Origin of the sequence: Klebsiella sp. EMBS2024 (assembly GCF_036233805.1) — a bacterium.
GTDB lineage: Bacteria > Pseudomonadota > Gammaproteobacteria > Enterobacterales > Enterobacteriaceae > Klebsiella > Klebsiella pneumoniae.
Genome location: NZ_JAZARW010000001.1, coordinates 1,351,110 through 1,372,070 on the forward strand (window position 1 = coordinate 1,351,110; position 20,961 = coordinate 1,372,070).

The window sequence follows — 20,961 nt, forward strand, 5'->3', positions numbered from 1 at the left end:
GTTTCCCGCCAGTCGTCGAGGGTATAGAGCGTGGCGCCCGCGGCGGCCATCTCCATAAACGCCTGGCTGCTGTCCTGCGGCTGCAGATTTACGCCGCGACAGCCGTCGGTGATGACGTTGACCGCGTAGCCCAGCGCCAGGGCATCCAGCACGGTGAACTTAACGCAGTAATCGGTGGCGAGGCCGAGAACGGTCAGCTCCACGATCCCCTGACCACGCAGCCAGCCGTCCAGTTCGGTTTTCTGCCGGTGACCGTTGTCAAAGAAAGCGCTATAGCTGTCGATGATCCGGTTTTGCCCTTTGTGGAACACAGCGGCGATCGCCTGCTGCTTGAGCAGCGGATGCAGCGCCGCGCCTTCGCTGTGCTGCACGCAGTGATCCGGCCAGAAAGTTTGCGCCAGGCCGTCCAGCTCGCCCTCGGTGTAGGGTTCCACCTGGTGCTGGCTGGCGAAGCTGCCGTGATCCGCCGGATGCCAGTCCTGGCTGGCGACGATGGGCTCGCCGCGCGCCAGGCTCCAGTCGATAAGCGCATTGGCTACGTCGACGGTACTGTCGCCTTCAGGAACCGCCAGCGCGCCGCCGGCGCAAAAGTCGTTCTGCAAATCAACCAGTAACAGCGCTCGATGTGCCATACGTCCTCCTTAAGCCTCGTCGGGGGTGAGTTCGCCACGCAGATTTTGCTGCATCGCCGCGCGAATGGCGTCAACGTCCAGCTGCTGGCTAAGCAGATAGTGTAGCTTGGTCAGCGTCGCTTCCACTGTCATATCGAAACCACTGATGACCCCCGCCTGGGCGAGGGCGTTGCCGGTGGCATAGCCGCCCATGTTCACCTTTCCGGACATGCACTGCGTCAGATTGACCACCACAATACCGCGCTGGCTGGCTTCCGCCAGCACCTGAATAAACTCGCCATTCTGTGGGGCATTGCCGACGCCATAGGAGCGGAGGATCAGCGCTTTCACCGGTTGGCGCAGAAAATTGCGCACCACGTCGGNGGAGATGCCGGGGTAAATCGTCACCACGCCAATCGGCTGCGGAGTGATGGGGTGCACGATAAGATCTCCGCTGCCCTGCGGCGCCGGCGGAGTACCGAGACGGCGAATATGGATCCCGGCCTCCAGCAGCGGGGCAAGGTTTGGCGAGGCGAAAGCGTCGAAGCCGTCGGCATGGGCTTTGGTGGTGCGGTTGCCGCGGAACAGTCGATTGTTGAAGAACAGCGCCACTTCGTTAATCGGATAGTTGGCGGCGACGTACAGGGCGTTGAGCAGGTTAATCTGACCATCGGAACGCAGCTCGGCCAGCGGGATTTGTGACCCTGTCACAATGACCGGCTTACCAAGGTTTTCCAGCATGAACGACAGCGCCGAGGCGGTAAACGCCATGGTGTCGGTTCCGTGGAGGATCACAAAGCCATCATACTCCTCATAATGGCTGCGGATATCGTCGGCGATGTGCTGCCAGTCCTCGGGGGTCATATCGGATGAATCCATCAGCGGATGGTATTCATGGATCGTGAAGTCCGGCATCTCCGGACGATGGAACTCCGGCATCAGCGCCAGCTGACGCTGCAGATGGCCGGAAACGGGTACATAGCCGTGTTCAGAGCGCTGCATACCGATGGTCCCACCGGTGTAGGCAACGTAAATCGATTTTTTTTGCATAGCATCGCTTAGGTTGGTCGTAGACAGGCGCAGTATAAAGAGACGCAGGAAAAAATACAGCGTCGGTCGCGGGCTTTGTGGCAGTGTTGGCAGGAGAGGGAAAAAGGCTGCCCCGGGAGACGGGGCAGCCGCTGCGTATTAACGGATGTTAGCGCAGGTCAGGCAGAAGGCATAGCGATTCTGCGGGTCGTTAAACGCCGCCAGCTTGTCGCTCTCCGCTTTCACCGTCTCGGCCGCCGCGGCGACCGGCGCAGGCAGCCAGGCCTGAATGGCCGCCGGCAGCGAGGCGCGTACCGAGCCGGTCAGGCTATCCAGCATCATCGAGAAGAAGGTCGGCTCTTCCTGATAGTAATTGAGGTGCCAGGTTTTCAGCTTCGCCAGCTCGGCGGCTTTGGCCACCGCGTCGTCGAAGTCGCCGAGGCTGTCGACCAGGCCGTTGGCTTTAGCATCTTCCCCGGTCCAGACGTGGCCCTGGGCGATCTGGTCGATTTTCTCCGGCGTGCTCTTACGGGCGTTAGCCACCAGGGTGATAAAGCGCTGATAGCCATTCTCAATGCTCAACTGCATCAGCTGCTGCACTTCCGGCGGCAGCGCTTTGGTGCTGGAGACATCCGCCAGCGGCGACGTGGCGACGCCGTCGGTGTGGACGCCAATCGACCCGAGGGTATTTTCCACGGTGTTGATCACCCCAAAGATGCCAATGGAGCCGGTGAGGGTGCTTGGGTTCGCCACGATGTAATCCGCTGGGGTGGAGATCCAGTAGCCGCCGGACGCCGCCATGCCGCCCATCGAGACCACTACCGGTTTACCGGCGGCTTTGGCTGCCGCCAGCTCTTCACGAATGATTTCCGAAGCGGTTACGCTGCCGCCCGGGCTGTTTACGCGCAGAACGATGGCCTTAATTTTCGGATCGAGGCGCGCATCGCGAATTTGCGCTGCGGTGGTATCGCCGCCGACGTTGCCCGGGGTCTCTTCACCGTCCATGATGGCGCCGTTGGCGAAGATTACCGCGATGGCGGAACCCTGGTCAGACAGCGTCTTCACGTTGTAGTCGTAATAGCTGATCGCCCGGTAATTGTTATCCGCTTTGCTCCAGCCAAACTGTTTGGTCAGCGCCTTTTCCACTTCCGTGGAGGTCGCCAGCTCATCCACCAGCTTATTGTCCAGCGCATATTTCGCCGTATCGCCGCCCACCTTACGCAGGCCATCGATAATGCCCTGGGCGCCCGGGAAGAGCTGCTGGGCGGTGATCTGGCGGTTGGCGGCAATGGTGTTGAGGTAGTTCTGCCACAGTTCGCCAATCCAGCGGCTATCCGCTTCGCGGGCGGCAGGGGACATATCATCGCGGATGAATGGCTCGACGGCGGATTTATAGGTGCCGACGCGGAAGACATGGGTGGAGACCTTCAGCTTATCCAGCAGCGATTTGTAATATAGCCCGTTGGTAGCGAAGCCGTGCAGGTCTACCTCGCCCTGCGGCGAGAGCCAGATTTTGTTGGCGAAGCTCGCCAGGTAGTACTGGCCCTGGCTGTAGCTGCTGCCGACGGCATACACCGGTTTGCCGCTATCGCGGAATTCGCGCAGCGCTTTGCCGATGTACTGCATGGATGGCTGGTCGCCGCCGACGAAGTTTTTCAGATCCAGCACAATACCGGTGATATTGCGGTCATCCTTCGCCTGGCGAATGGTCTGCACGATATCGAACAGGGAATTCTCCTGCAGACGGTCCGAGCTGGCGCCAAACAGCTGGCGGCCAATCACGCCGAGCTTGCTGCTGGCGGATGGTTTATCCACCACCACGCCGGTAATATCCAGCAACAGCGCGCCGCGCGCGGCATGTTCGCTGGTGGTGCTGCTGAACTGGCTCCAGATGCCGATACACACCAGCACCAGCACCAGGAAGATCGCATTGAGGGCCAGTTTGCGAATAAAGTTGAGTATCCGCCACGTCCATTTAAAAAAGCTGGCAATCAGTCGCCAAAGGGTTCGCATGTCTTCTCCCTAACGTTATCTAAAAAGGGCAGGCCGCAGGGGCCNCCNCGTCTGGCTATCCTAAAGAGTGAGCCGTCGGTTGTCAGCAGGAATCACCGACCGCGCTGTAACAAAATCCTTGTGCATNTTAATTTTATGAAAAATGACATCACAGGAGTTATACAGATGGATGCTCTCGATCTACTGCTTAATCGCCGCAGCGCTTCCCGCCTGGCGGAACCTGCCCCGGCGGGCGAACAGCTGGAAAACATTCTGCGCGCCGGGCTGCGCGCCCCGGATCATGGCACCCTGCAGCCGTGGCGCTTCTTTATTATCGCCGATGACGGCCGCGAGCGCTTCAGCCAGTTGCTGGAAAAAGGGGCCAGAGAGGCCGGCCAGGATGAGAAGGGAATTGAGAAAGCCCGCAATGCGCCGTTCCGCGCGCCGCTGATTATTACCGTGGTCGCGCGCTGTGAAGACCACCCTAAGGTGCCGCGCTGGGAGCAGGAGATGTCCGCTGGCTGCGCGGTGATGGCGATGCAGATGGCGGCCCTGGCTCAGGGATTCAACGGTATCTGGCGCAGCGGAGCATTGACCGAGAGTCCGGTGGTGCGGGCCGGCTTCGAGTGCCGCGAACAGGATAAAATTGTCGGCTTCCTCTATCTGGGGACGCCGCAGCTAAAAGCCTCAACCACCATTGCCCTGCCGGATACCGCGCCGTTTGTGACGCGATTCTGAGTCCGCGTGTGTTATGCCGGGTGGCGGCTTATGCCTTACCCGGCCAACGCATCCGGCTCTGATTGTCTGTAGGCCCGCGCAAGCGCAGCGCCGCCGGGCAAGGACAGCGGGCACGGAGCCGATTTTGTGCCGGGTGGCGGCTGCGCCTTACCCGGCCTACGTTCGTACGACCTGTCGTTAATTTATTCACTTTTCTTGCTGAAACTGCCGGTGCTGACGGCCTCAAAATCGCTGAGACGTTCCCGGCAGGCCGGGGCAGCCCGCATGGATGCGGGCTGAGGGCCGTGTTTTGCAGGGACGCTGCCTCGGCCAGACCCGAAGCCTGCAGGGATAAGTCGAAGGGACCGCGCAGCGGCGATGTTGCTGGCCGGAGCCCGGGGGTACAGGGGGCGGCGGCGACTGGCCGCCCCCTGTGCGCTCCCGGCGCCATGAGTGACATAACGCAGACGATTAACCGGGAGCGCAAACTACGCTGAAGCCACAGATAACATAAACAACCACACTGCAGTGCTTCCCCTCACCCTGGCCCTCTCCCGGAGGGAGAGGGAACCGTCCGGCTGGCCGCGCAAGCGCAGCGCCGCCGGGCGATGGCAGCAGGCTCGGAGCCGCATCTATGCCGGGTGGCGGCTCGCGCCTGACCCGGCCTACAACCCCTACCATTCGAATCAATCGCGGTTTTTGTAGCCCGGACAAGACGCGCCAGGCGCCGCATCCGGGAATGCAACGGCGATGACGTTACTTCTGCCTTTTCGCGAATTCATCTTTGGCTTTCTGCAACTGCTGCTGGAAGGCCGGGTTGGTGTGCAGCGTAGCGACCACCGCGGAGCCGACGATGCGCGCCGCATCGACATCGCTCTGCCAGTGATAGCCGCAGATCACCCGGCTCTCGCCGAGCTCATAGCCGCGCTTCAAAATTTCGTTTTGCCGCTGCGGGTTGATCTCCGCCAGCACCAGGGCGGTGGCCCAGCCGATAGAGGTATGCCCGGACGGGTAAGAGCCGTTTTTCGCCAGCTTGTCCTGTTCGGTGGTGTTGCAGGTGGAGACGCCATAGAACGCAAACGGGCGAATGCGCATGTATTTCTCTTTCGCGCTGCGGGTCGCCAGGTCGCCGGCGTCTTCAATCATATTGGTCAGCAGTTTGTGAAGCTGCGGCGCGTCTTTCTCGGTGATCGGCGAACCAAAGGCGCTGGAGAAGGCGTTGGCCACGCCGCCCGCGCTGAGGTTGGCATCCTCTGCCGCCAGCTTCCCGCGCTCGGTATTGCGCAGCAGACGTCCTTGCTCATACATCGCCTGATCGTTTAAAAATGCGATACTGCCCACCGCCGGCGGTGGTGGCAACAGCGCCAGGCTGTCGATGGCCTGGGCATTGGTCAGATAGTAGAGATCGGGCTTGGTGGTGACATCGTTCCCGGGGGGAACCAGAGCAAAGGCGTTAACGGAGAAGAAACTGGCCAGGCAAAGGGCAAGAACACGCTTTTTCATTAGAATTTCCTTACGTCATAATCATTCCAGAGAAGACAGTCCTGTGCTGTCACATTTCTGTCATCTTTAAGTAAAAGTGAAAATGGTCGGGAAAAAATTGTCGCGTCTCGCAAAAACGGCTTTTTGTCTGCTTAATGAGCAACCATACGCGATTTCAGACTGTCGTACTTACCACCCTGGCGTTTGGGCGCTAACATAGCGGGATTGCAATGACAGGAGATGTCCATGAGCGAGCAAGCCATTCGTTTAACGCAATACAGCCACGGAGCCGGTTGTGGTTGTAAAATTTCCCCGAAAGTGCTGGAAACTATCCTGCATAGCGAGCAGGCGAAGTTTGTCGATCCAAACCTGCTTGTCGGCAACGAAACCAGCGATGATGCCGCCGTTTACGATCTCGGTAATGGCACCTCGATCGTCAGCACCACCGATTTCTTTATGCCGATTGTCGATAACCCGTTCGACTTTGGCCGCATCGCCGCCACCAACGCCATCAGCGATATTTTCGCTATGGGCGGGAAACCGATTATGGCGATTGCCATCCTCGGCTGGCCGATCAACACCCTGGCGCCGGAAATCGCTCGCGAAGTGGTGGAGGGCGGGCGCTTTGCCTGCCAGCAGGCGGGGATCGCGCTGGCGGGCGGCCACTCCATTGACGCCCCGGAGCCGATCTTCGGTCTGGCGGTCACCGGCGTGGTGCCCACCGAGCGCATCAAGAAAAACAGCACCGCCCAGGCGGGTTGCAAACTGTATCTCACCAAACCGTTGGGGATCGGCGTACTGACCACTGCAGAGAAAAAATCGCTGCTCAAGCCAGAGCATCAAGGGTTAGCGACGGAGACCATGTGCCAGATGAACCTCGCCGGCGCCGCGTTTGCCGCCATCGACGGGGTGAAGGCGATGACCGACGTCACCGGCTTTGGCCTGCTCGGCCATCTCAGCGAGGTGTGCCGCGGGGCCGGCGTGCAGGCGCAGCTGCGCTATGCCGATATCCCAAAACTGCCGGGGGTGGAGGACTATATCGCCGCCGGCGCGGTGCCGGGCGGCACCGGGCGCAACTTTGCCAGCTACGGCCATCTCATGGGCGAGATGCCGACGGAGTGGCGGGATCTGCTGTGCGATCCGCAGACCTCCGGCGGTCTGCTGCTGGCGGTGACCCCGGAGGCGGAGGCGGAAGTTCAGGCCGCNGCGGCGGAGTTCGGCATTAAGCTGGCCGCCATCGGCGAGCTGGTGACCGCCCGCGGCGGGCGACCCATGATCGAGATCCGTTGATTCGATGCGGTTGTTTATTGCAGAAAAACCGAGTCTCGGTCGGGCTATCGCCGATGTGTTGCCTAAACCGCACCGCAAAGGCGATGGCTATATTGAGTGCGGCAACGGGCAGGTGGTCACCTGGTGTATCGGCCACCTGCTGGAGCAGGCGCAGCCGGACATCTACGACAGCCGCTATGCCCGGTGGAATCTCAACGATCTGCCGATTGTGCCGGAGAAATGGCAGCTGCAGCCAAAGCCCTCGGTCACCAAACAGCTGAATGTCATCAAGCGCCTGCTCGGCGACGCCGAGGAGGTTATCCACGCCGGCGACCCGGACAGAGAAGGGCAGCTGCTGGTGGACGAAGTACTCGACTACCTGCAGCTGGCGCCAGAGAAGCGTCAGCAGGTGCAGCGCTGTCTGATTAACGATCTCAACCCGCAGGCGGTGGAGCGGGCGATCAACCGTCTGCGCGCCAACAGCGAGTTCGTGCCGCTCTGCGTGTCGGCGCTGGCGCGGGCCCGCGCCGACTGGCTGTACGGCATCAATATGACCCGCGCCTACACCCTGCTGGGGCGCAACGCCGGCTATCAGGGGGTGCTCTCGGTGGGGCGGGTGCAGACCCCGGTACTTGGCCTGGTGGTCCGTCGCGATGAAGAGATTGAAAATTTCGTCGCCAAAGATTTCTTCGACGTGAAGGCGCATATCGTCACGCCGCAGGAGGAGCGTTTTGTCGCCACCTGGGTGCCGAGCGAAGCCTGCGAACCTTACCAGGATGAAGAAGGGCGCCTGCTGCATCGTCCGCTGGCCGAGCATGTGGTTAAGCGCATCGAAGGCCAGCCGGCAATCGTGACCGGCTATAACGATAAGCGCGATTCCGAACCCGCGCCGCTGCCGTTCTCGCTGTCGGCGCTGCAGATTGAGGCGGCCAAACGTTTCGGCTTCAGCGCGCAGAACGTGCTGGATATCTGCCAGAAGCTGTACGAAACCCACAAACTCATCACCTATCCGCGTTCGGACAGCCGCTATCTGCCGGAAGAGCACTTCGCTGGCCGCCATGCGGTGTTGAATGCGATTGCCGTCCATGCGGCGGACCTGCTGCCGCAGCCGGTAGTGGATCCGGAGATCCGCAACCGCTGCTGGGATGATAAAAAGGTCGACGCGCACCATGCGATTATCCCAACCGCCCGCAGCNGCCAGGTGAAGCTCACCGATAACGAAGCGAAGGTGTACACCCTGATCGCCCGCCAGTATCTGATGCAGTTCTGCCCTGACGCAGTGTTCCGCAAATGCCAGATTGATCTTGAGATCGCCAACGGCAAGTTTGTCGCCAAGGCGCGTTTTCTGGCCGAGGCGGGCTGGCGGACGCTGCTTGGCAGCAAAGAGCGCGATGAAGAGAACGACGGCACGCCGCTGCCGGTGGTGGCCAAAGGCGATGAACTGCTGTGCGAGAGGGGCGAGGTGGTGGAGCGTCAGACCCAGCCGCCGCGCCACTTTACCGACGCCACGCTGCTGTCGGCGATGACCGGGATTGCCCGCTTCGTGCAGGATAAAGATCTGAAGAAGATCCTCCGCGCCACCGACGGCCTCGGCACGGAAGCGACCCGCGCAGGGATTATCGAGCTGCTGTTCAAGCGTGGTTTCCTGAGCAAAAAGGGGCGCTATATCCACTCTTCGGAGGCCGGCAGGGCGCTCATTCATTCCCTGCCGGAGATGGCCGGGCGACCGGACATGACCGCCCACTGGGAGTCGGTGTTGACGCAGATCAGCGAGAAACAGTGCCGCTATCAGGACTTTATGCAGCCGCTGGTGGGGACGCTGTATCAACTGATCGATCAGGCGCGCAGCACGCCGGTGCGTCAGTTCCGCGGCCTGGTGGCGCCGGGCGGGGCGAAGAAGTCGTTCAGCAAAGGTAAAGGGAAGCCGAAAGGCAAAAAAGCGGCAGACGATACCGCGCCGCCGCCGCAGTAACCCGCCGGTGGTCGCGAGGATGCGTTATCCCGCGGCCACCGCTTCTCCGCCAGTCAGGCCAATGGTCTACACTAAACAGCCGGGAAGAGCCTGGACGCGGGGCCCCTGAGCAGGGGATGCCCGCTGCGCTTTTCCTGATGCCGATGCCCCATTTCTCTCACAGGCGATAAGGAGGACCCGTGAAATATATTGCTATCAGCCAACCGGGCGGCCCGGAGGTATTGCAGATCCGCGAAGGGGAGATCCCCACCATCGGGGAGCATGAGGTGCTCATTGAGGTGAAGGCGGCGGGCGTCAACCGGCCGGATATTCTGCAGCGCCAGGGTCTGTATCCCATGCCTGAGGGCGTCACCCCCGTGCCCGGCCTCGAGGTGGCGGGCGTGGTTGTTAAGGTCGGCGCGCAGGTCACAGCGTTTACGCCCGGCGATCGCGTTTGCGCGCTGACCAACGGCGGCGGCTATGCCGAATACTGCGCCGTGCCGGCAGGCCAGACGTTGCCGATCCCGGCGGGCCTCAGCTTTAGCGAAGCGGCCGCCATTCCGGAAACCTTCTTCACCGTCTGGGCGAACGTCTTCCAGCTGGGTAAGCTGCAGCCTGGCGAAAGCATTCTGGTCCACGGCGGCGCCAGCGGGATTGGCACCACCGCGGTCCTGCTGTGCCACGCGCTTGGGATGACCGTCTATGCCACCGTCGGCCAGGACGAAAAAATTGCTGCGCTACGTCCCTATGCTACGGCGATTAACTACAAAACCGATGATTTTGCCGAGAAAATCGGCCAGCTGACCAACGATGAAGGGGTGGACGTCATTCTGGATATTGTTGGCGGCCCTTACTTTAACCGCAACCTTGGGCTACTGAAAAAGGATGGACGACTGGTCATCATCGGCTTTATGGGCGGGCGAATCGCTCATGAGGTTGATATTCAGACTCTGATGCTCAAGCGAGCCACCGTCACCGGCTCGACCATGCGCGGCCGGACGCCAGCGGAGAAACAGCAGATTGCCGAGGCGCTGCGCCGCCACGTCTGGCCGCTGCTTGAGGCAGGGAAATGCAAGCCGCTGATCTACGCCAGCTACCCGATGGCGGAGATTGCCGAGGCCCATGCCTGTCTGGACAGTGGTCAGCATCTGGGGAAAGTGGTGATCACGATGACGTCGTGAGACGCATCCCGGCGGGCTGCCGCCGGGATGGAGTTAGGGGAGGTTAAATCACGCCCTGGGCCAGCATGGCATCTGCAACCTTCACGAAACCGGCGATATTCGCGCCGCGCACGTAGTTGGTCTGCTTCGCTTCGCCGCCGTACTGCACGCAAGCGTGGTGGATATCCAGCATGATGTGATGCAGGCGGGCATCCACTTTTTCCGCTTTCCAGCCCATGCGCGCGGCGTTCTGCGCCATCTCCAGACCGGAAGTCGCCACGCCGCCGGCGTTGGCCGCTTTGCCCGGGGCAAACAGCACGCCAGCTTCCAGGAACAGGTCGGTTGCGGCGATGGTGGTCGGCATGTTGGCGCCTTCCGCCACGGCCTTGACGCCATTGGCAATCAGCTGGCGGGCGGCATCGACGTCCAGTTCGTTCTGGGTCGCGCAAGGCAGGGCAATATCCACCGGCACTGACCAGGGCTGCTGGCCTTCAAGATAGGTGAGGCCAAATTCGCGGGCGTAATCGGCCACGCGGCCGTGGGCACGCTCTTTAATGTCGATCAGGCGGGCCAGTTTTTCTTTGGTGAAGCCCGCTTCGTCAACGACGGTGCCGTTGGAGTCGGAGGCCGTCACCACCCGCGCGCCAAGCTCCATCGCTTTCTCAATGGCGTATTGCGCAACGTTGCCGGAGCCGGAGACCGCCACGCGAGCGCCTTCGAAGCCGAGGCCGTGACGTTTGAGCATCGCTTCGGTGAAGTAGATCAGGCCGTAACCAGTGGCTTCCGGACGGATCAAGCTGCCGCCAAAGGAGAGTCCTTTACCAGTGAAGACGCAGGCGCTGTTGTTGGAGAGCTTGCGCATCATTCCGGCCATAAAGCCGACTTCGCGACCGCCGACGCCGATATCGCCCGCCGGTACGTCGGTATCCGGGCCAAGGTGGCGATAGAGTTCGGTCATCAGCGCCTGGCAGAAACGCATCACTTCGCCATCGCTCTTGCCTTTAGGATCGAAATCGCTGCCGCCTTTCCCGCCGCCCATCGGCAGAGTGGTCAGGGCGTTTTTGAAGGTCTGCTCGAAGCCAAGGAATTTGAGAATCGACAGGTTAACCGACGGGTGAAAACGCATCCCGCCTTTATACGGGCCGATGGCCGAGTTGAACTGCACGCGCCACGCGCGGTTGACCTGGACCTGATTGCGGTCGTCCACCCACACCACGCGGAACTGGATCACGCGCTCCGGTTCCACCAGACGTTCCAGCAAAGCAAGCTGACGATAGCGCGGATTTTCCTCAAGGAAAGGCCACAGGGTGGTCATCACCTCCCGGACGGCTTGAGCAAATTCGGTTTGATGAGGATCGCGCTGTTGAACGCGGGTGAGAAAACCTTCCAGAGTGCACGTCTGATCCATAGATATCAGTTCCCCTTATGGTTGTGGTTGCATGTATTTATTATGATTCGGTCCTTGAAAAAACCGATTTTCCGACTATAACACCGCTAATCCTTAGGCAAGCAAGGAAAAATTGAGCCGACAACAAAATTTATAATTGCCCGCTCGTCATAACTAAAAGCGATGACGAGGCGGCGGGCGGATCAGCGGACGGAAAGGGTGGGGCGCTGGGCGATAAAGGCGTGCAGCAGAGGAATATCGGCCGGGGCGAGATCGAGGGCCAGCGCTTCTGTGGGAAGGCACCAGCGCAGCTGAGTGTGATAGTGGGCCAGCGGCGTGCCCTGAAAGTGCGGCACCCACCAGGCGTGCAGATGGATCCGGCGGCCGGAGACCTCCCGCTGATGGCTAGCGATATAGCAAGCCGGGCGGGCGATGATGCCCATCTCCTCCTGCAGTTCGCGGGCCAGCGCCTGCGGCTGGCTTTCACCCGGCTCCACTTTGCCGCCGGCGAACTCCCACATCCCCGGCTGGTCGGCGTGGGGCGGACGCTGCGCCAGGAGAATCTGGCCATCCTGTTCAATAATGGCGGCGACAACATCAATCATTTTTAGCATAAGCATCAAGGTTAATAAGACGAATATGGCCTATTATCACCGCCATAGACCGTAACTGACAACCGCCAACCCTGCTGGAGACCTTCGTGCTTGATAGCCACCTGCATCCGCGCCTTAAACCCCTGCTAAACGCTGTCGCCGGCGCCCTTGACCGCCCCGGCATCTCACCGGACGGGCTGACGCTGGTCGGTTTTGCCATCGGCGTGCTGGCTCTGCCCTTTCTGGCGCTGGGGTGGTATGGCGCGGCGCTGGCGGCCATTCTCCTTAACCGCCTGCTGGATGGCCTGGACGGCGCTCTGGCGCGGCGGCGCGGGCTCACGGACGCGGGCGGCTTTCTCGATATTGCGCTGGATTTTCTCTTTTACGCCCTGGTGCCGTTCGGCTTTATTCTGGCGGATCCGCTGAACAATGCCCTGGCGGGCGGCTGGCTGCTGTTTGCCTTTATCGGCACCGGCAGCAGCTTTCTCGCTTTTGCCGCCCTGGCGGCCAGGCACCAGATCGCCAATCCCGGCTACGCCCATAAATCGCTGTACTATCTCGGGGGACTGACGGAGGGGACGGAGACCATCCTGTTGTTTGTCCTCGGCTGCCTGTTTCCGGCGCATTTCGCCTGGCTGGCGTGGCTGTTTGGCGCGCTGTGCTGGCTGACGACGGCGACGCGCATCTGCAGTGGCTACCAGACCTTAAAGCGGGTAACGACCACAGCGTAAACGGGGTATCGCGCGTCGCCGACAAAGGGCGACGCGCTGAGGCGGGGCGAGTTACTGACTGCTTTCCGGGCCGCGCTCTCCGCGGGCCACCGGATTGTGCGGGTTGCTGCTCCATTCGTACCAGCCGCCGTCGTACACCGCGACGTGCGGCCAGCCCATGGCGCGGGCATACATAAAGGTTTCCGAGGCCCGCCAGCCGGTCCCGCAATAGAATGCCACTTGCTGGCTCGGCAGAATGTTCCACTGGCGCCACAGGGCAGCGATATCGTCGGCGCTGCGCATGGTGCCGTCCGGGTTATGGAAATCCTCCATGTGCGTGGAGTCGCTCCCGGCGTGGCCCCAGCGGGCGCCAGCGATGTCGCCCTTCGGATTGATATAGCTGTAGCCGCTGGTGGTGCCGATAAACTCCGGCCACGAGCGGACGCTGACCAGCGAGGCGTCCTGACGATGCAGCAGCCCGCGGGCTTGTTCGGTATCCAGCATCAGCTGCGGCTGGCCGGGGATCGGCGCGCCGAAATCAGGCGCCGGCTGCTGCGCCGGCGGCATACCGCGCTCTACCGGCAGCCCGGCGTCGGACCAGGTCTGCCAGCCGCCGTCAAGCAGGCGCACGTCTTTGACCCCGGCGTACAGCATGATCTGCGCCACCCGCGCTGCGGCGTAGACGTCGCGACCATAGAGGATCACCGTGGTGTCATGCCGGATGCCGTGCTTCGCCAGCATCGCCTTCAGCTGCGCGTCGGACACTTTATTCCACAGCGGTTCGCTCTCCACCTCATTGGTATCGATATAGCCCGCGCCAGGGATATGGCTCAGCAGATAGAGCTTCGGCGCTCCCCAGGCGGCTTCAAACACTTTCCAGTCGCCTGCCGGGGCGGCGACGACCGCTTTCCCTTGCTGTAGGTCGTGCAGCCACTGGGGGTAGACCAGCTGTTCAAAGTGCGGCAGCTTTTGCAGACGGTCGGTCTGGCTCAGCGCATCGCTCAGGGTGCTGAGCCGGGTGAAACCCGTTTGTTTCAGCCGCGCCGCGACGCTGACGTTATCCTCCGGGCTGCCGTACAGCGCGATGGGGGTATCGGACTGGAGCTGGTGCTGCTTAGCCCAGGCGCGCAGCTGATCGTCGCTCATGGCGCCGAGCCAGCGGGCGGAAAGATTGAGGGCCTGCGGCTCATGGCCTTCCGGGCCGTTGGCGCGCTGCGGCCAGCCGTTGTAATAAGCGCTCAGCCGGGTGTCGATGGCCACGCCGTGCTGCTGTTGCAGGTGGGAGAGAGTGAGCGCTGGCATGGTTTCAGCGGCGCAGGTAGTGGAAGCAGCAAGCCCCATGAGCAGGGCGAGTGCGGTCAATTGAGAAACACGTTTCATCGAAATGCCCGACGGTAAAAAGTGGAGGGCGTATTCTCCACTCGCCAGGCGCCGATTTCTTTGCGGTAACGCAGGTTTGCACGCTATTGTCCTTCATTGCCAGCGCTCCATCGCCAGGCAGCGCCCCGTCGGCGGGCAGTCCTCGCGATCGTGGGTCACCAGGATCGCCGGAATGGCCTGGCGGGCCAGTTCTTCAAAGACCCAGCGGCGGAACCCGGCGCGCAGGCTGGCATCCAGGCGGCTGAAGGGCTCATCAAGCAGCAATGCCTCGGGGCGCGCCAGCAGGGCGCGCAGCAGGCTCACCCGCGCCCGCTGCCCGCCGGAGAGCGTGGCCGGATCGCGCGGGGCGAAGCCCGCCAGCCCGGCGCGGCTAAGCGCTTCCTCCACCGCGGTTTTTCGCGCCTCGCCGCGCACGTTCTCCGGCAGCGCCAGCTGTAAATTTTGCCCGACGCTGAAATGGTCGAACAGTAACGGGTCCTGAAACAGAATGCCGATGCGCCGATGCTCTGTCGGCAGCGTATCGCAACGCCGTTCGTTGAGCCACAGCTCGCCTCGGGCGCGAAAATCGCCGGACAGGGCGCCAATCATCCAGGCAAACAGCGTTGATTTCCCGCTACCGGAGGGGCCCATCAGCGTCAGCACCTCCCCCGGGGCTACCGAAAAGGCGACCTCCCGCAGCAGCGGCTGGCGTCTCACGCTCAGGGTCAGATGGTTTACGGTTAGCACTAGCGAAGTCCTCGTCGATAGCGGCCTGCCAGCCAGGCCAGCAGAGCGGTCAGGGTAAAGCATACCGCCGGCAGCAGTAATTGCCACAGCGCCTGAGCGGCGAGCGTCTGCGCCTCGCCGCCGCTGCTGAGCGCCACCGCCTGGCTGGTGAGCGTCGGAATTCGGCCAGCCCCCAGCCATAGCGTTGGCAGATACTGCGCGATGCTCACTGAGAAGCCCACCGCCAGGGCGGTCAGCAGTGGGCGAGTTAGCGAAGGCAGGGTCAGCAACCAGAAAATACGCGTGGATCCCCAGCCGAGCGTGCGGGCGACAACCGTCAGCCGCGGATCGCGCTGGCGCCAGGCCGGGCGCAAAATAAACAGCATCCAGGGCACCACCCACAGCAGATGGCCCCACAGGACGGTCCACCAGTCACCGTCAAGCCAGGCATACAGCGCCAACCGGTACTGGCCGTCGGCCAGCGGCAGGGCCGGCAGGACCAGCGGTAGCCAGACCCAGCCATCGCCTCGCGCCGGGCCGCAGGCCAGCCACAGCAGGCAGACAGCCGCGCCGAGGGCGCAGGCCGCCAGCGCCAGCCCAAGGCTGTTGCCCAGAGCATCCATCTGCGGCGGCGCCGAGCGCGCCAGCCCCGCCAGCAATAGCGCGCCCAGCAGACCGCTCAGCGGCAGCAGCGCCGCCAGCAGGCGGCCGGGCAGGGCATGAGGATGCGGGTGACGAACACCGCGCAGATCGGGCTGGTACTGGCGCTGTAGCCGCCATCCGCCCCAGGCGACCAGCGCCAGCCCGCCGAGGATCGCCATCAGCAGCAGGCTGGCCAGCGCCCCTTTGGCCTGCTGCAGCTCATCGCCCTGGCTTAACCATTGCCACNCCAGCACGGCGAGGGTGGGCGGATTGCCGGGCCCCAGCACCAGGGCGACGTCTACCGCCGACAGGCTCCAGGCGGTGGTGGCCAGCAGCACCATGCCGAGGGCGGGCAGCAGGGCGGGCAGCACCAGCCAGCGCAGGCACTGCCAGCGGCCGTAGCCGAGGCTCTTCAGGGCGGTCGCCTGGTCGGCGAGGCGTTTCTCTCCCAGCAGGCCATAGATCACCCACAGCACAAAGGCGCTCTCTTTCAGGGCCATCGTCAGGCCAAGCCCGATGCCGTACCGGTCAACCGGCGGCGTCAGAAACGGCAGCCGCTGCCAGAGCCAGCCCCCTTCGGCGAACAGCAGCAGCGCCGCCGTCGCCAGGGCGAGATGGGGCACCGCCAGCAGCAGCGGCAGACGGGAAGCCAGCCGCCGCCAGCGGGCCGAAGGCCAGAGGGCGGCGACGATGGTCAGGGCGATCAGCAGCGCGCCGCCGACGGACAACAGCGTGGAGACGAGGGTGGCGGCCAGCGCCTGGCCCAGCTGCGGGTCGGCGAACAGCGCACGCCAGTGGGCCGGGGAGCGCGCAGCGCCCACCAGTTCCCCGGCGGCGGGGAACAGCGGCAGATAGATCGCCGCCATCGCCCCCCAGGCCAGCAGGATCAGTGTGTACCGTAGCGGCGCAGCCATTCCTGCTCCAGCGCGTCAACCCATGCCGCGTGAGGCTCANCAAGCACCGGCGGCAGATCCTGCGGCAGGGCTGCCGCCAGCGCCTGGCGCTGGCCGTCAGGCAGACGCTGCGGATCCAGTACGCTCGGATCGCCCCAGACGGCGGCATCGGCCTTGCGCAATTGCGCCTCAGGGGAGAGCAGGAAATTGGCCACTACTTTGGCGCCAGCGACAGCGCGGGCGTTAGCCGGGATGGTAACAAAATGGACGTTGCCGAGGGTCCCCGCGGTAAAACCGAAGCTGTAGCTGTCCGTCGGTAATTCGCCGCTGGCGGCTTTCTGCCGGGCGTGCAGCGGGTTAAACGTCAGCGACAGGCGGAGGGTGCCCTGGTTGAGCATGGCGTCCATCCGCGCCGGCGACGCCGGGAAATCCTTGCCCGCCCGCCACAGAGCCGGGTGCAGCGCATCGAGATAGCGCCACAGCGGGGCGGTGACCGCCGCGAAGGTCGCCGGCTGCGGCGGCTGGCGCAGGGCGGCTGGCTGGTCGGTGAGCGCGATCAGCAGTTGCTCCAGCAGGGCGGTACCGGTGAAGTCCGGCGGCCGCGGGTAGGTTACGCTGCCCGGATGGGCTCTGGCGAAGGCCAGCAGGGCCTGCGGGCTGGTGGGCGGCTGCGGCGTTTGCCCGCGGCGGGCGATAAACGTCAGCTGGGCGCTGCCCCACGGCGACTCCGCGCCCTCGGTGGCGACAGAAAAATCTTCCCGTACCGGCTTTTGCTGATCGACATAGCGCCAGTTGGGCAGCGATTCGGCCCAGCCGGTGAGCAGCAGATCGGCCTGCTTAAGCGTGCGAAAGTTTTCGCCGTTGATCCACAGCAGATCCACTGACCCGCCCTGGCGACGACCGGCCTGCGCCTCGGTCTGGATGCGTTTCACTGCGTCGGCGGCGTCGGCGACAGGCACAATACGCAGGTCGATTGCGTAATAGCGTTTGACCTCTTCGCTGACCCACGCCAGATAGCGATTGACGGCCGGGTCGCCGCCCCAGGCGTTAAACCAGACGGTCTGTCCGCGGGCTTCCGTCTGAATCTGCCGCCAGCTGTCGTCGGCATTAACCGCCAGCGGCCAGAGCAGCAGCAGGCACAGACAGAGGCTGTAATCACGCAAACGGCGCATCGTTACTCCTTATTCTGCGAGGAAGAGGTGGGTATCTGGCACAACCCCTGAGCCGGGATCGCCATCGCGGCATTGAACCGCGCTGATAAATTTTGCAGGCCGATCAGGGCGGTCAGCTCGGTGAGCGCCCGGGCGTCAAAATGCGCGGCCATCGCGCTACGCAGGGCATCATCCACCGCCGGCGGCGTCTGGGTGGCGGCTTCGGCATAGGCCAGCGCCAGGCGCTCTTTTTCGCTGAACAGCGTACTGCTGCGCCAGTCGGCGACCGCCAGCAGCTTGTCCTGGCTACCGCTCCGCGCCGCGAGGATCATGCTGGTGATATCGATACAGAATTCGCAGTGGCACAGCTGGGCGATGCGGGCGCTGACCAGCGAGCGCAGCACCGGATCCAGCGGCGAGCGGCGGCGTTCAATATAGCCCACGAACAGCGAAACCAGGTAAAACAGCCACGGGATCCGACCCCACCAGCGAATGGGGCTCAGCACCTGGCCGTAATGCCGGCGGTGCAGCCACACCTGCGGACGAAGGATCAGGGGGACAGAATCCAGCGGGGGTAAGCTCATGGCGACGATCTCTTATGACGTTCACGGTAAATATTTTTGGCGATAGAGATGACCACCGCCAGGGCAAAAAGCAGCGAAAGCCCGGTGGCCAGCCAGAAGGTGCCCCCGGTGAGCAGACTCCCGGCCCAGGAATAAACGATAGTCGCCGGGAGCTGGCCCACGCCGGTGGCCAGCATAAAGGGCCAGAAGCGCAGCGAGGTTAGTCCGGCGGCATAGCTGACCGGGTCAAACGGGACAAACGGCAGCAGGCGGCAGACCAGGATCGTCTGCGGGCCAAAGCGGGTGAAATAGCCGTCGGCACTGCGCAGCACCGCGCGGCCGGTGAGTTTCTCCACCACTTCGCGCCCCAGCGCTCTGGCGATGCAGAAGCAGAGCCCGGCCCCGACCATAGCGCTGAACCACGACAGCGCCCCGCCCCAGAAGGCGCCGAACAGGGCGGCGTTCGCCAGGGTAATCAGGAAAGCCGGCAGCGGAGCGACGATCGCCTGGAGGATCATCAGCGCAAATGAGACCAGCGCGGCCTGCGGCCCCCAGGCGGCGATAAACCCTCTGACCTGCTGCGGATCCAGGGAGGCTAACGCCGTCAGACTCTGCTGCAGAAAGGTACGCCCGCCAGGGAACCACAGCCAGGCGGCCAGAGCGGCGGCGACCACGACGGCAAGGGCCAGCCGGGCGCGGCGGAGGTGACGGCGATCAGGTTGGGTCATGGCGCACCTCCTCACTGCACGCCGCCACGCGACGGGCGCGGGCAAACCGTTTACCTATCTGCACCAGGGCAAACAGCAGCCCGCCGGCGAGGCTCAGCTTGAGCGCGAAGGCGAGGGTCACCCCCTCGCGGGCCAGTTCGCTGGCCATCACCGAATAGATGACCAGACCCGGCAGGGTGGTCACGGCCGAGATCAGGGTAAAGGGCCAGAAGCGGATCGCCGTCAGGCCGTAGGCGTAATTCTGAATATTGTAGGGAAAGAGCGGCACCAGGCGGGTGAGGATCAGGAAATCGCAGCCGCTGTGGGCGATACCGCGCTCAATCGCCTGAAAGACGGTGGTATGGCCCACATAGCGCTGCAGCAGATCGCGTCCAAGCCAGCGGGCGATTAAAAACGACAGCGAAGAGGCGAGGGTGGCGGCGGCAAACGAGAGCAGGGAGCCTGTTAGCGGGCCGAAGAGCATCCCGCCGGCGATCACCAGCAGGCTGCCGGGGATCAGACACAGGGTGGCAATGATAAACAGCGCAGCATAGACCTGATATCCCCAGGCGCCCTGATGGCGGAGGGTGTCCTGAAGCAGATGCAGGTGAGTCAGCAGATCGTGGAGACCGACGCGGTGGCTGATAACGGCCAGCGTGGCCACCAGCGCGAGAAGTCCCAGCCCTTTACCAATGGCCGGATGACGGCTTCTTTTGCATGAGAGGTGCTCCTGTACAGTCTGGACGCAGTGGACATAAAAAAGTGCGCGCGACAGTATCCTGTTCCGACGACCGTCACAATGGTTTACCGTCGCTTTGTTGATTTTGCTCAGGAAATTCTGCCCCCCGCACAGCGGGAGGCGAGAGAAGGGCGTGAATTATGGCCGGAAGGTGGCCCACACCGGCGCGTGGTCGGACGGTTTTTCCATCCCGCGGATCTCGTAATCGATCCCGGTTTCCACGCAGCGCTGCGCCAGAGGCTGGCTGGCCAGCAGCAGATCGATGCGCAGCCCACGGTTATCGTCGAAGCCTTTGGAGCGGTAATCAAACCACGAGAAATGCTCATGATTGTCGGGGTTAGCCTGACGCCAGGTATCCACCAGGCCCCAGCCCAGCAGGCGGTCCATCCATTCCCGTTCTTCCGGCAGGAAGGAACATTTGCCGGTGCGCAGCCAGCGTTTGCGGTTCTCTTCACCGATACCGATGTCCAGATCGGTAGGACTGATGTTCATATCGCCCATGATCAGCACCGGATTCTCTTTGTTGAGCTCGGTCTCCAGATAGTTCTGCAGATTCTGATAGAACGCCGCTTTGGCCGGGAATTTGGTTTCATGATCGCGGCTTTCACCCTGCGGGAAATAGCCGTTAATCACTGTGACGTTGCCGAAGGGCGACGGGATCTCCGCCATGATGATGCGGCGCTGAGCCTCTTCGCCATCGTCCGGGAAACCGCGGCGGACGGCAATCGGCGTCTCTTTGGTCAGCAGCGCGACGCCATAATGGCCTTTCTGCCCGTGATAAAAGACGTTATAGCCGAGCCTGGCGACCTCTTCGAGAGGGAACATGTCGTCGTGAACTTTGGTTTCCTGCAGGCCAATCACGTCCGGCTGGTGTTTTTCGACGATGGCGGCCAGTTGGTGTGGGCGGGCACGCAGGCCGTTGATATTAAAAGAGACGAATTTCATAGTCGCTGCCACTGTGCAAGGTGAATAGTGCAGGGATGGTAGCAGAAATTCGCCAGGCTGGCTGCCACCGGATGCGTCATTCTGCCAATCGCTGCGCATGAGCGTGCCGTGGGTGCCCCTTTTGCGGGCATGCCGCGCCAAAAAAGGGCAAATAGCTACGATAAATTTCGCAGAGGATCACAATTACAGAATTATATCTTACCGTTGCATAATTTATCTTCTTTAATCACTGTTTATCCCCCTTTGTCGGATACTTATTCACTAAATATGCATTTTATGTGAATAGCGTTCGACTGTAACTCATTGATTCTGCGTTATCTCATCCGATTTATGCA

At 62.5% G+C, this 20,961-nt stretch carries 19 protein-coding genes; 5 read left to right on the forward strand and 14 right to left on the reverse strand.

Annotated elements, in window-relative coordinates; all coding sequences use genetic code 11:
• From pncA to sppA, 3 genes are all read right to left on the reverse strand, one after another.
• A partial coding sequence (gene pncA / locus VZP09_RS06110; protein ID WP_162964339.1) for a bifunctional nicotinamidase/pyrazinamidase occupies window positions 1-632 on the reverse strand: 632 nt, incomplete at its 3' end.
• A 9-nt stretch (window positions 633-641) separates the two neighbouring features.
• On the reverse strand, window positions 642-1,661 hold the full coding sequence (ansA, locus tag VZP09_RS06115) for an asparaginase (RefSeq protein ID WP_328794958.1): 1,020 nt from the start codon (window positions 1,659-1,661) through the stop codon (window positions 642-644).
• Window positions 1,662-1,799: 138 nt separating this feature from the next.
• Window positions 1,800-3,653 (reverse strand): signal peptide peptidase SppA, encoded by a 1,854-nt coding sequence (gene sppA, locus VZP09_RS06120; protein ID WP_087791451.1) that lies wholly within the window; start codon window positions 3,651-3,653, stop codon window positions 1,800-1,802.
• Between the two features lie 165 nt (window positions 3,654-3,818).
• Between sppA and VZP09_RS06125 the strand changes: the two genes are divergently transcribed.
• Entirely contained in the window at window positions 3,819-4,370 is a 552-nt protein-coding gene (locus tag VZP09_RS06125) for an NAD(P)H nitroreductase (protein ID WP_004176531.1), read from the forward strand.
• A 735-nt stretch (window positions 4,371-5,105) separates the two neighbouring features.
• Here VZP09_RS06125 and phoC read toward each other — a convergent pair.
• Entirely contained in the window at window positions 5,106-5,852 is a 747-nt protein-coding gene (gene phoC, locus VZP09_RS06130) for an acid phosphatase PhoC (RefSeq protein ID WP_002901387.1), read from the reverse strand.
• A 225-nt stretch (window positions 5,853-6,077) separates the two neighbouring features.
• Here phoC and selD point away from each other — a divergent pair, with 225 nt between their 5' ends.
• From selD to VZP09_RS06145, 3 genes are all read left to right on the forward strand, one after another.
• Window positions 6,078-7,121: a selenide, water dikinase SelD gene (gene selD / locus VZP09_RS06135; RefSeq protein ID WP_004176528.1), complete on the forward strand. Its 1,044-nt coding sequence runs from the start codon at window positions 6,078-6,080 to the stop codon at window positions 7,119-7,121.
• 4 nt (window positions 7,122-7,125) lie between these two features.
• On the forward strand, window positions 7,126-9,072 hold the full coding sequence (locus tag VZP09_RS06140) for a DNA topoisomerase III (protein ID WP_328794959.1): 1,947 nt from the start codon (window positions 7,126-7,128) through the stop codon (window positions 9,070-9,072).
• Window positions 9,073-9,251: 179 nt separating this feature from the next.
• Window positions 9,252-10,232 (forward strand): NAD(P)H-quinone oxidoreductase, encoded by a 981-nt coding sequence (locus VZP09_RS06145; protein ID WP_004148066.1) that lies wholly within the window; start codon window positions 9,252-9,254, stop codon window positions 10,230-10,232.
• A gap of 43 nt (window positions 10,233-10,275) precedes the next feature.
• On the opposite strand, the gene gdhA is transcribed toward VZP09_RS06145, so the two are convergent.
• Window positions 10,276-11,619 carry an NADP-specific glutamate dehydrogenase gene (gene gdhA / locus VZP09_RS06150; protein WP_004176526.1) on the reverse strand — a complete coding sequence of 448 codons (1,344 nt, stop codon included), beginning with the start codon at window positions 11,617-11,619 and terminating at the stop codon, window positions 10,276-10,278.
• 182 nt (window positions 11,620-11,801) lie between these two features.
• Entirely contained in the window at window positions 11,802-12,212 is a 411-nt protein-coding gene (locus VZP09_RS06155; protein ID WP_004176525.1) for a pyrimidine (deoxy)nucleoside triphosphate diphosphatase, read from the reverse strand.
• 86 nt (window positions 12,213-12,298) lie between these two features.
• Here VZP09_RS06155 and VZP09_RS06160 point away from each other — a divergent pair, with 86 nt between their 5' ends.
• Complete coding sequence (locus tag VZP09_RS06160; protein WP_002901398.1) at window positions 12,299-12,922, forward strand: CDP-alcohol phosphatidyltransferase family protein; 624 nt, start codon at window positions 12,299-12,301, stop codon at window positions 12,920-12,922.
• A 51-nt stretch (window positions 12,923-12,973) separates the two neighbouring features.
• Here the strand turns inward: VZP09_RS06160 and VZP09_RS06165 are convergent, their stop codons facing one another.
• From VZP09_RS06165 to xthA, 8 genes are all read right to left on the reverse strand, one after another.
• Window positions 12,974-14,281, reverse strand: a complete 1,308-nt coding sequence (locus VZP09_RS06165; RefSeq protein ID WP_277451067.1) for a sulfurtransferase — start codon at window positions 14,279-14,281, stop codon at window positions 12,974-12,976.
• Window positions 14,282-14,374: 93 nt separating this feature from the next.
• Window positions 14,375-15,007, reverse strand: coding sequence for an ATP-binding cassette domain-containing protein (locus tag VZP09_RS06170; protein WP_004176522.1), 633 nt, complete (start codon window positions 15,005-15,007; stop codon window positions 14,375-14,377).
• Window positions 15,007-16,542 carry an ABC transporter permease subunit gene (locus VZP09_RS06175; protein WP_328794960.1) on the reverse strand — a complete coding sequence of 512 codons (1,536 nt, stop codon included), beginning with the start codon at window positions 16,540-16,542 and terminating at the stop codon, window positions 15,007-15,009. The genes VZP09_RS06170 and VZP09_RS06175 overlap by 1 nt, the downstream gene beginning before the upstream one ends.
• On the reverse strand, window positions 16,515-17,693 hold the full coding sequence (locus tag VZP09_RS06180) for an ABC transporter substrate-binding protein (protein WP_328794961.1): 1,179 nt from the start codon (window positions 17,691-17,693) through the stop codon (window positions 16,515-16,517). The genes VZP09_RS06175 and VZP09_RS06180 overlap by 28 nt, the downstream gene beginning before the upstream one ends.
• 2 nt (window positions 17,694-17,695) lie before the next feature.
• Entirely contained in the window at window positions 17,696-18,256 is a 561-nt protein-coding gene (locus VZP09_RS06185; protein ID WP_032432915.1) for a carboxymuconolactone decarboxylase family protein, read from the reverse strand.
• Window positions 18,253-18,963 (reverse strand): TVP38/TMEM64 family protein, encoded by a 711-nt coding sequence (locus tag VZP09_RS06190; protein WP_004151923.1) that lies wholly within the window; start codon window positions 18,961-18,963, stop codon window positions 18,253-18,255. Before VZP09_RS06190 ends, VZP09_RS06185 begins: the two co-directional genes overlap by 4 nt.
• Complete coding sequence (locus VZP09_RS06195) at window positions 18,950-19,606, reverse strand: TVP38/TMEM64 family protein (RefSeq protein ID WP_083565158.1); 657 nt, start codon at window positions 19,604-19,606, stop codon at window positions 18,950-18,952. The genes VZP09_RS06190 and VZP09_RS06195 overlap by 14 nt, the downstream gene beginning before the upstream one ends.
• A 213-nt stretch (window positions 19,607-19,819) precedes the next feature.
• Window positions 19,820-20,626, reverse strand: coding sequence for an exodeoxyribonuclease III (xthA, locus tag VZP09_RS06200; protein ID WP_002901486.1), 807 nt, complete (start codon window positions 20,624-20,626; stop codon window positions 19,820-19,822).
• Window positions 20,627-20,961: the final 335 nt, after the last annotated feature.

What these genes read in the sequence shown, in the direction of transcription:
- VZP09_RS06190 (WP_004151923.1), bottom strand. Translation starts at nt 18,963, where the DNA reads ATGACCCAACCTGATCGCCGTCACCTCCGCCGCGCCCGGCTGGCCCTT.
- sppA (WP_087791451.1), bottom strand. Translation starts at nt 3,653, where the DNA reads ATGCGAACCCTTTGGCGACTGATTGCCAGCTTTTTTAAATGGACGTGG.
- gdhA (WP_004176526.1), bottom strand. Translation starts at nt 11,619, where the DNA reads ATGGATCAGACGTGCACTCTGGAAGGTTTTCTCACCCGCGTTCAACAG.
- VZP09_RS06155 (WP_004176525.1), bottom strand. Translation starts at nt 12,212, where the DNA reads ATGCTAAAAATGATTGATGTTGTCGCCGCCATTATTGAACAGGATGGC.
- VZP09_RS06185 (WP_032432915.1), bottom strand. Translation starts at nt 18,256, where the DNA reads ATGAGCTTACCCCCGCTGGATTCTGTCCCCCTGATCCTTCGTCCGCAG.
- VZP09_RS06125 (WP_004176531.1), top strand. Translation starts at nt 3,819, where the DNA reads ATGGATGCTCTCGATCTACTGCTTAATCGCCGCAGCGCTTCCCGCCTG.
- phoC (WP_002901387.1), bottom strand. Translation starts at nt 5,852, where the DNA reads ATGAAAAAGCGTGTTCTTGCCCTTTGCCTGGCCAGTTTCTTCTCCGTT.
- VZP09_RS06165 (WP_277451067.1), bottom strand. Translation starts at nt 14,281, where the DNA reads ATGAAACGTGTTTCTCAATTGACCGCACTCGCCCTGCTCATGGGGCTT.
- xthA (WP_002901486.1), bottom strand. Translation starts at nt 20,626, where the DNA reads ATGAAATTCGTCTCTTTTAATATCAACGGCCTGCGTGCCCGCCCACAC.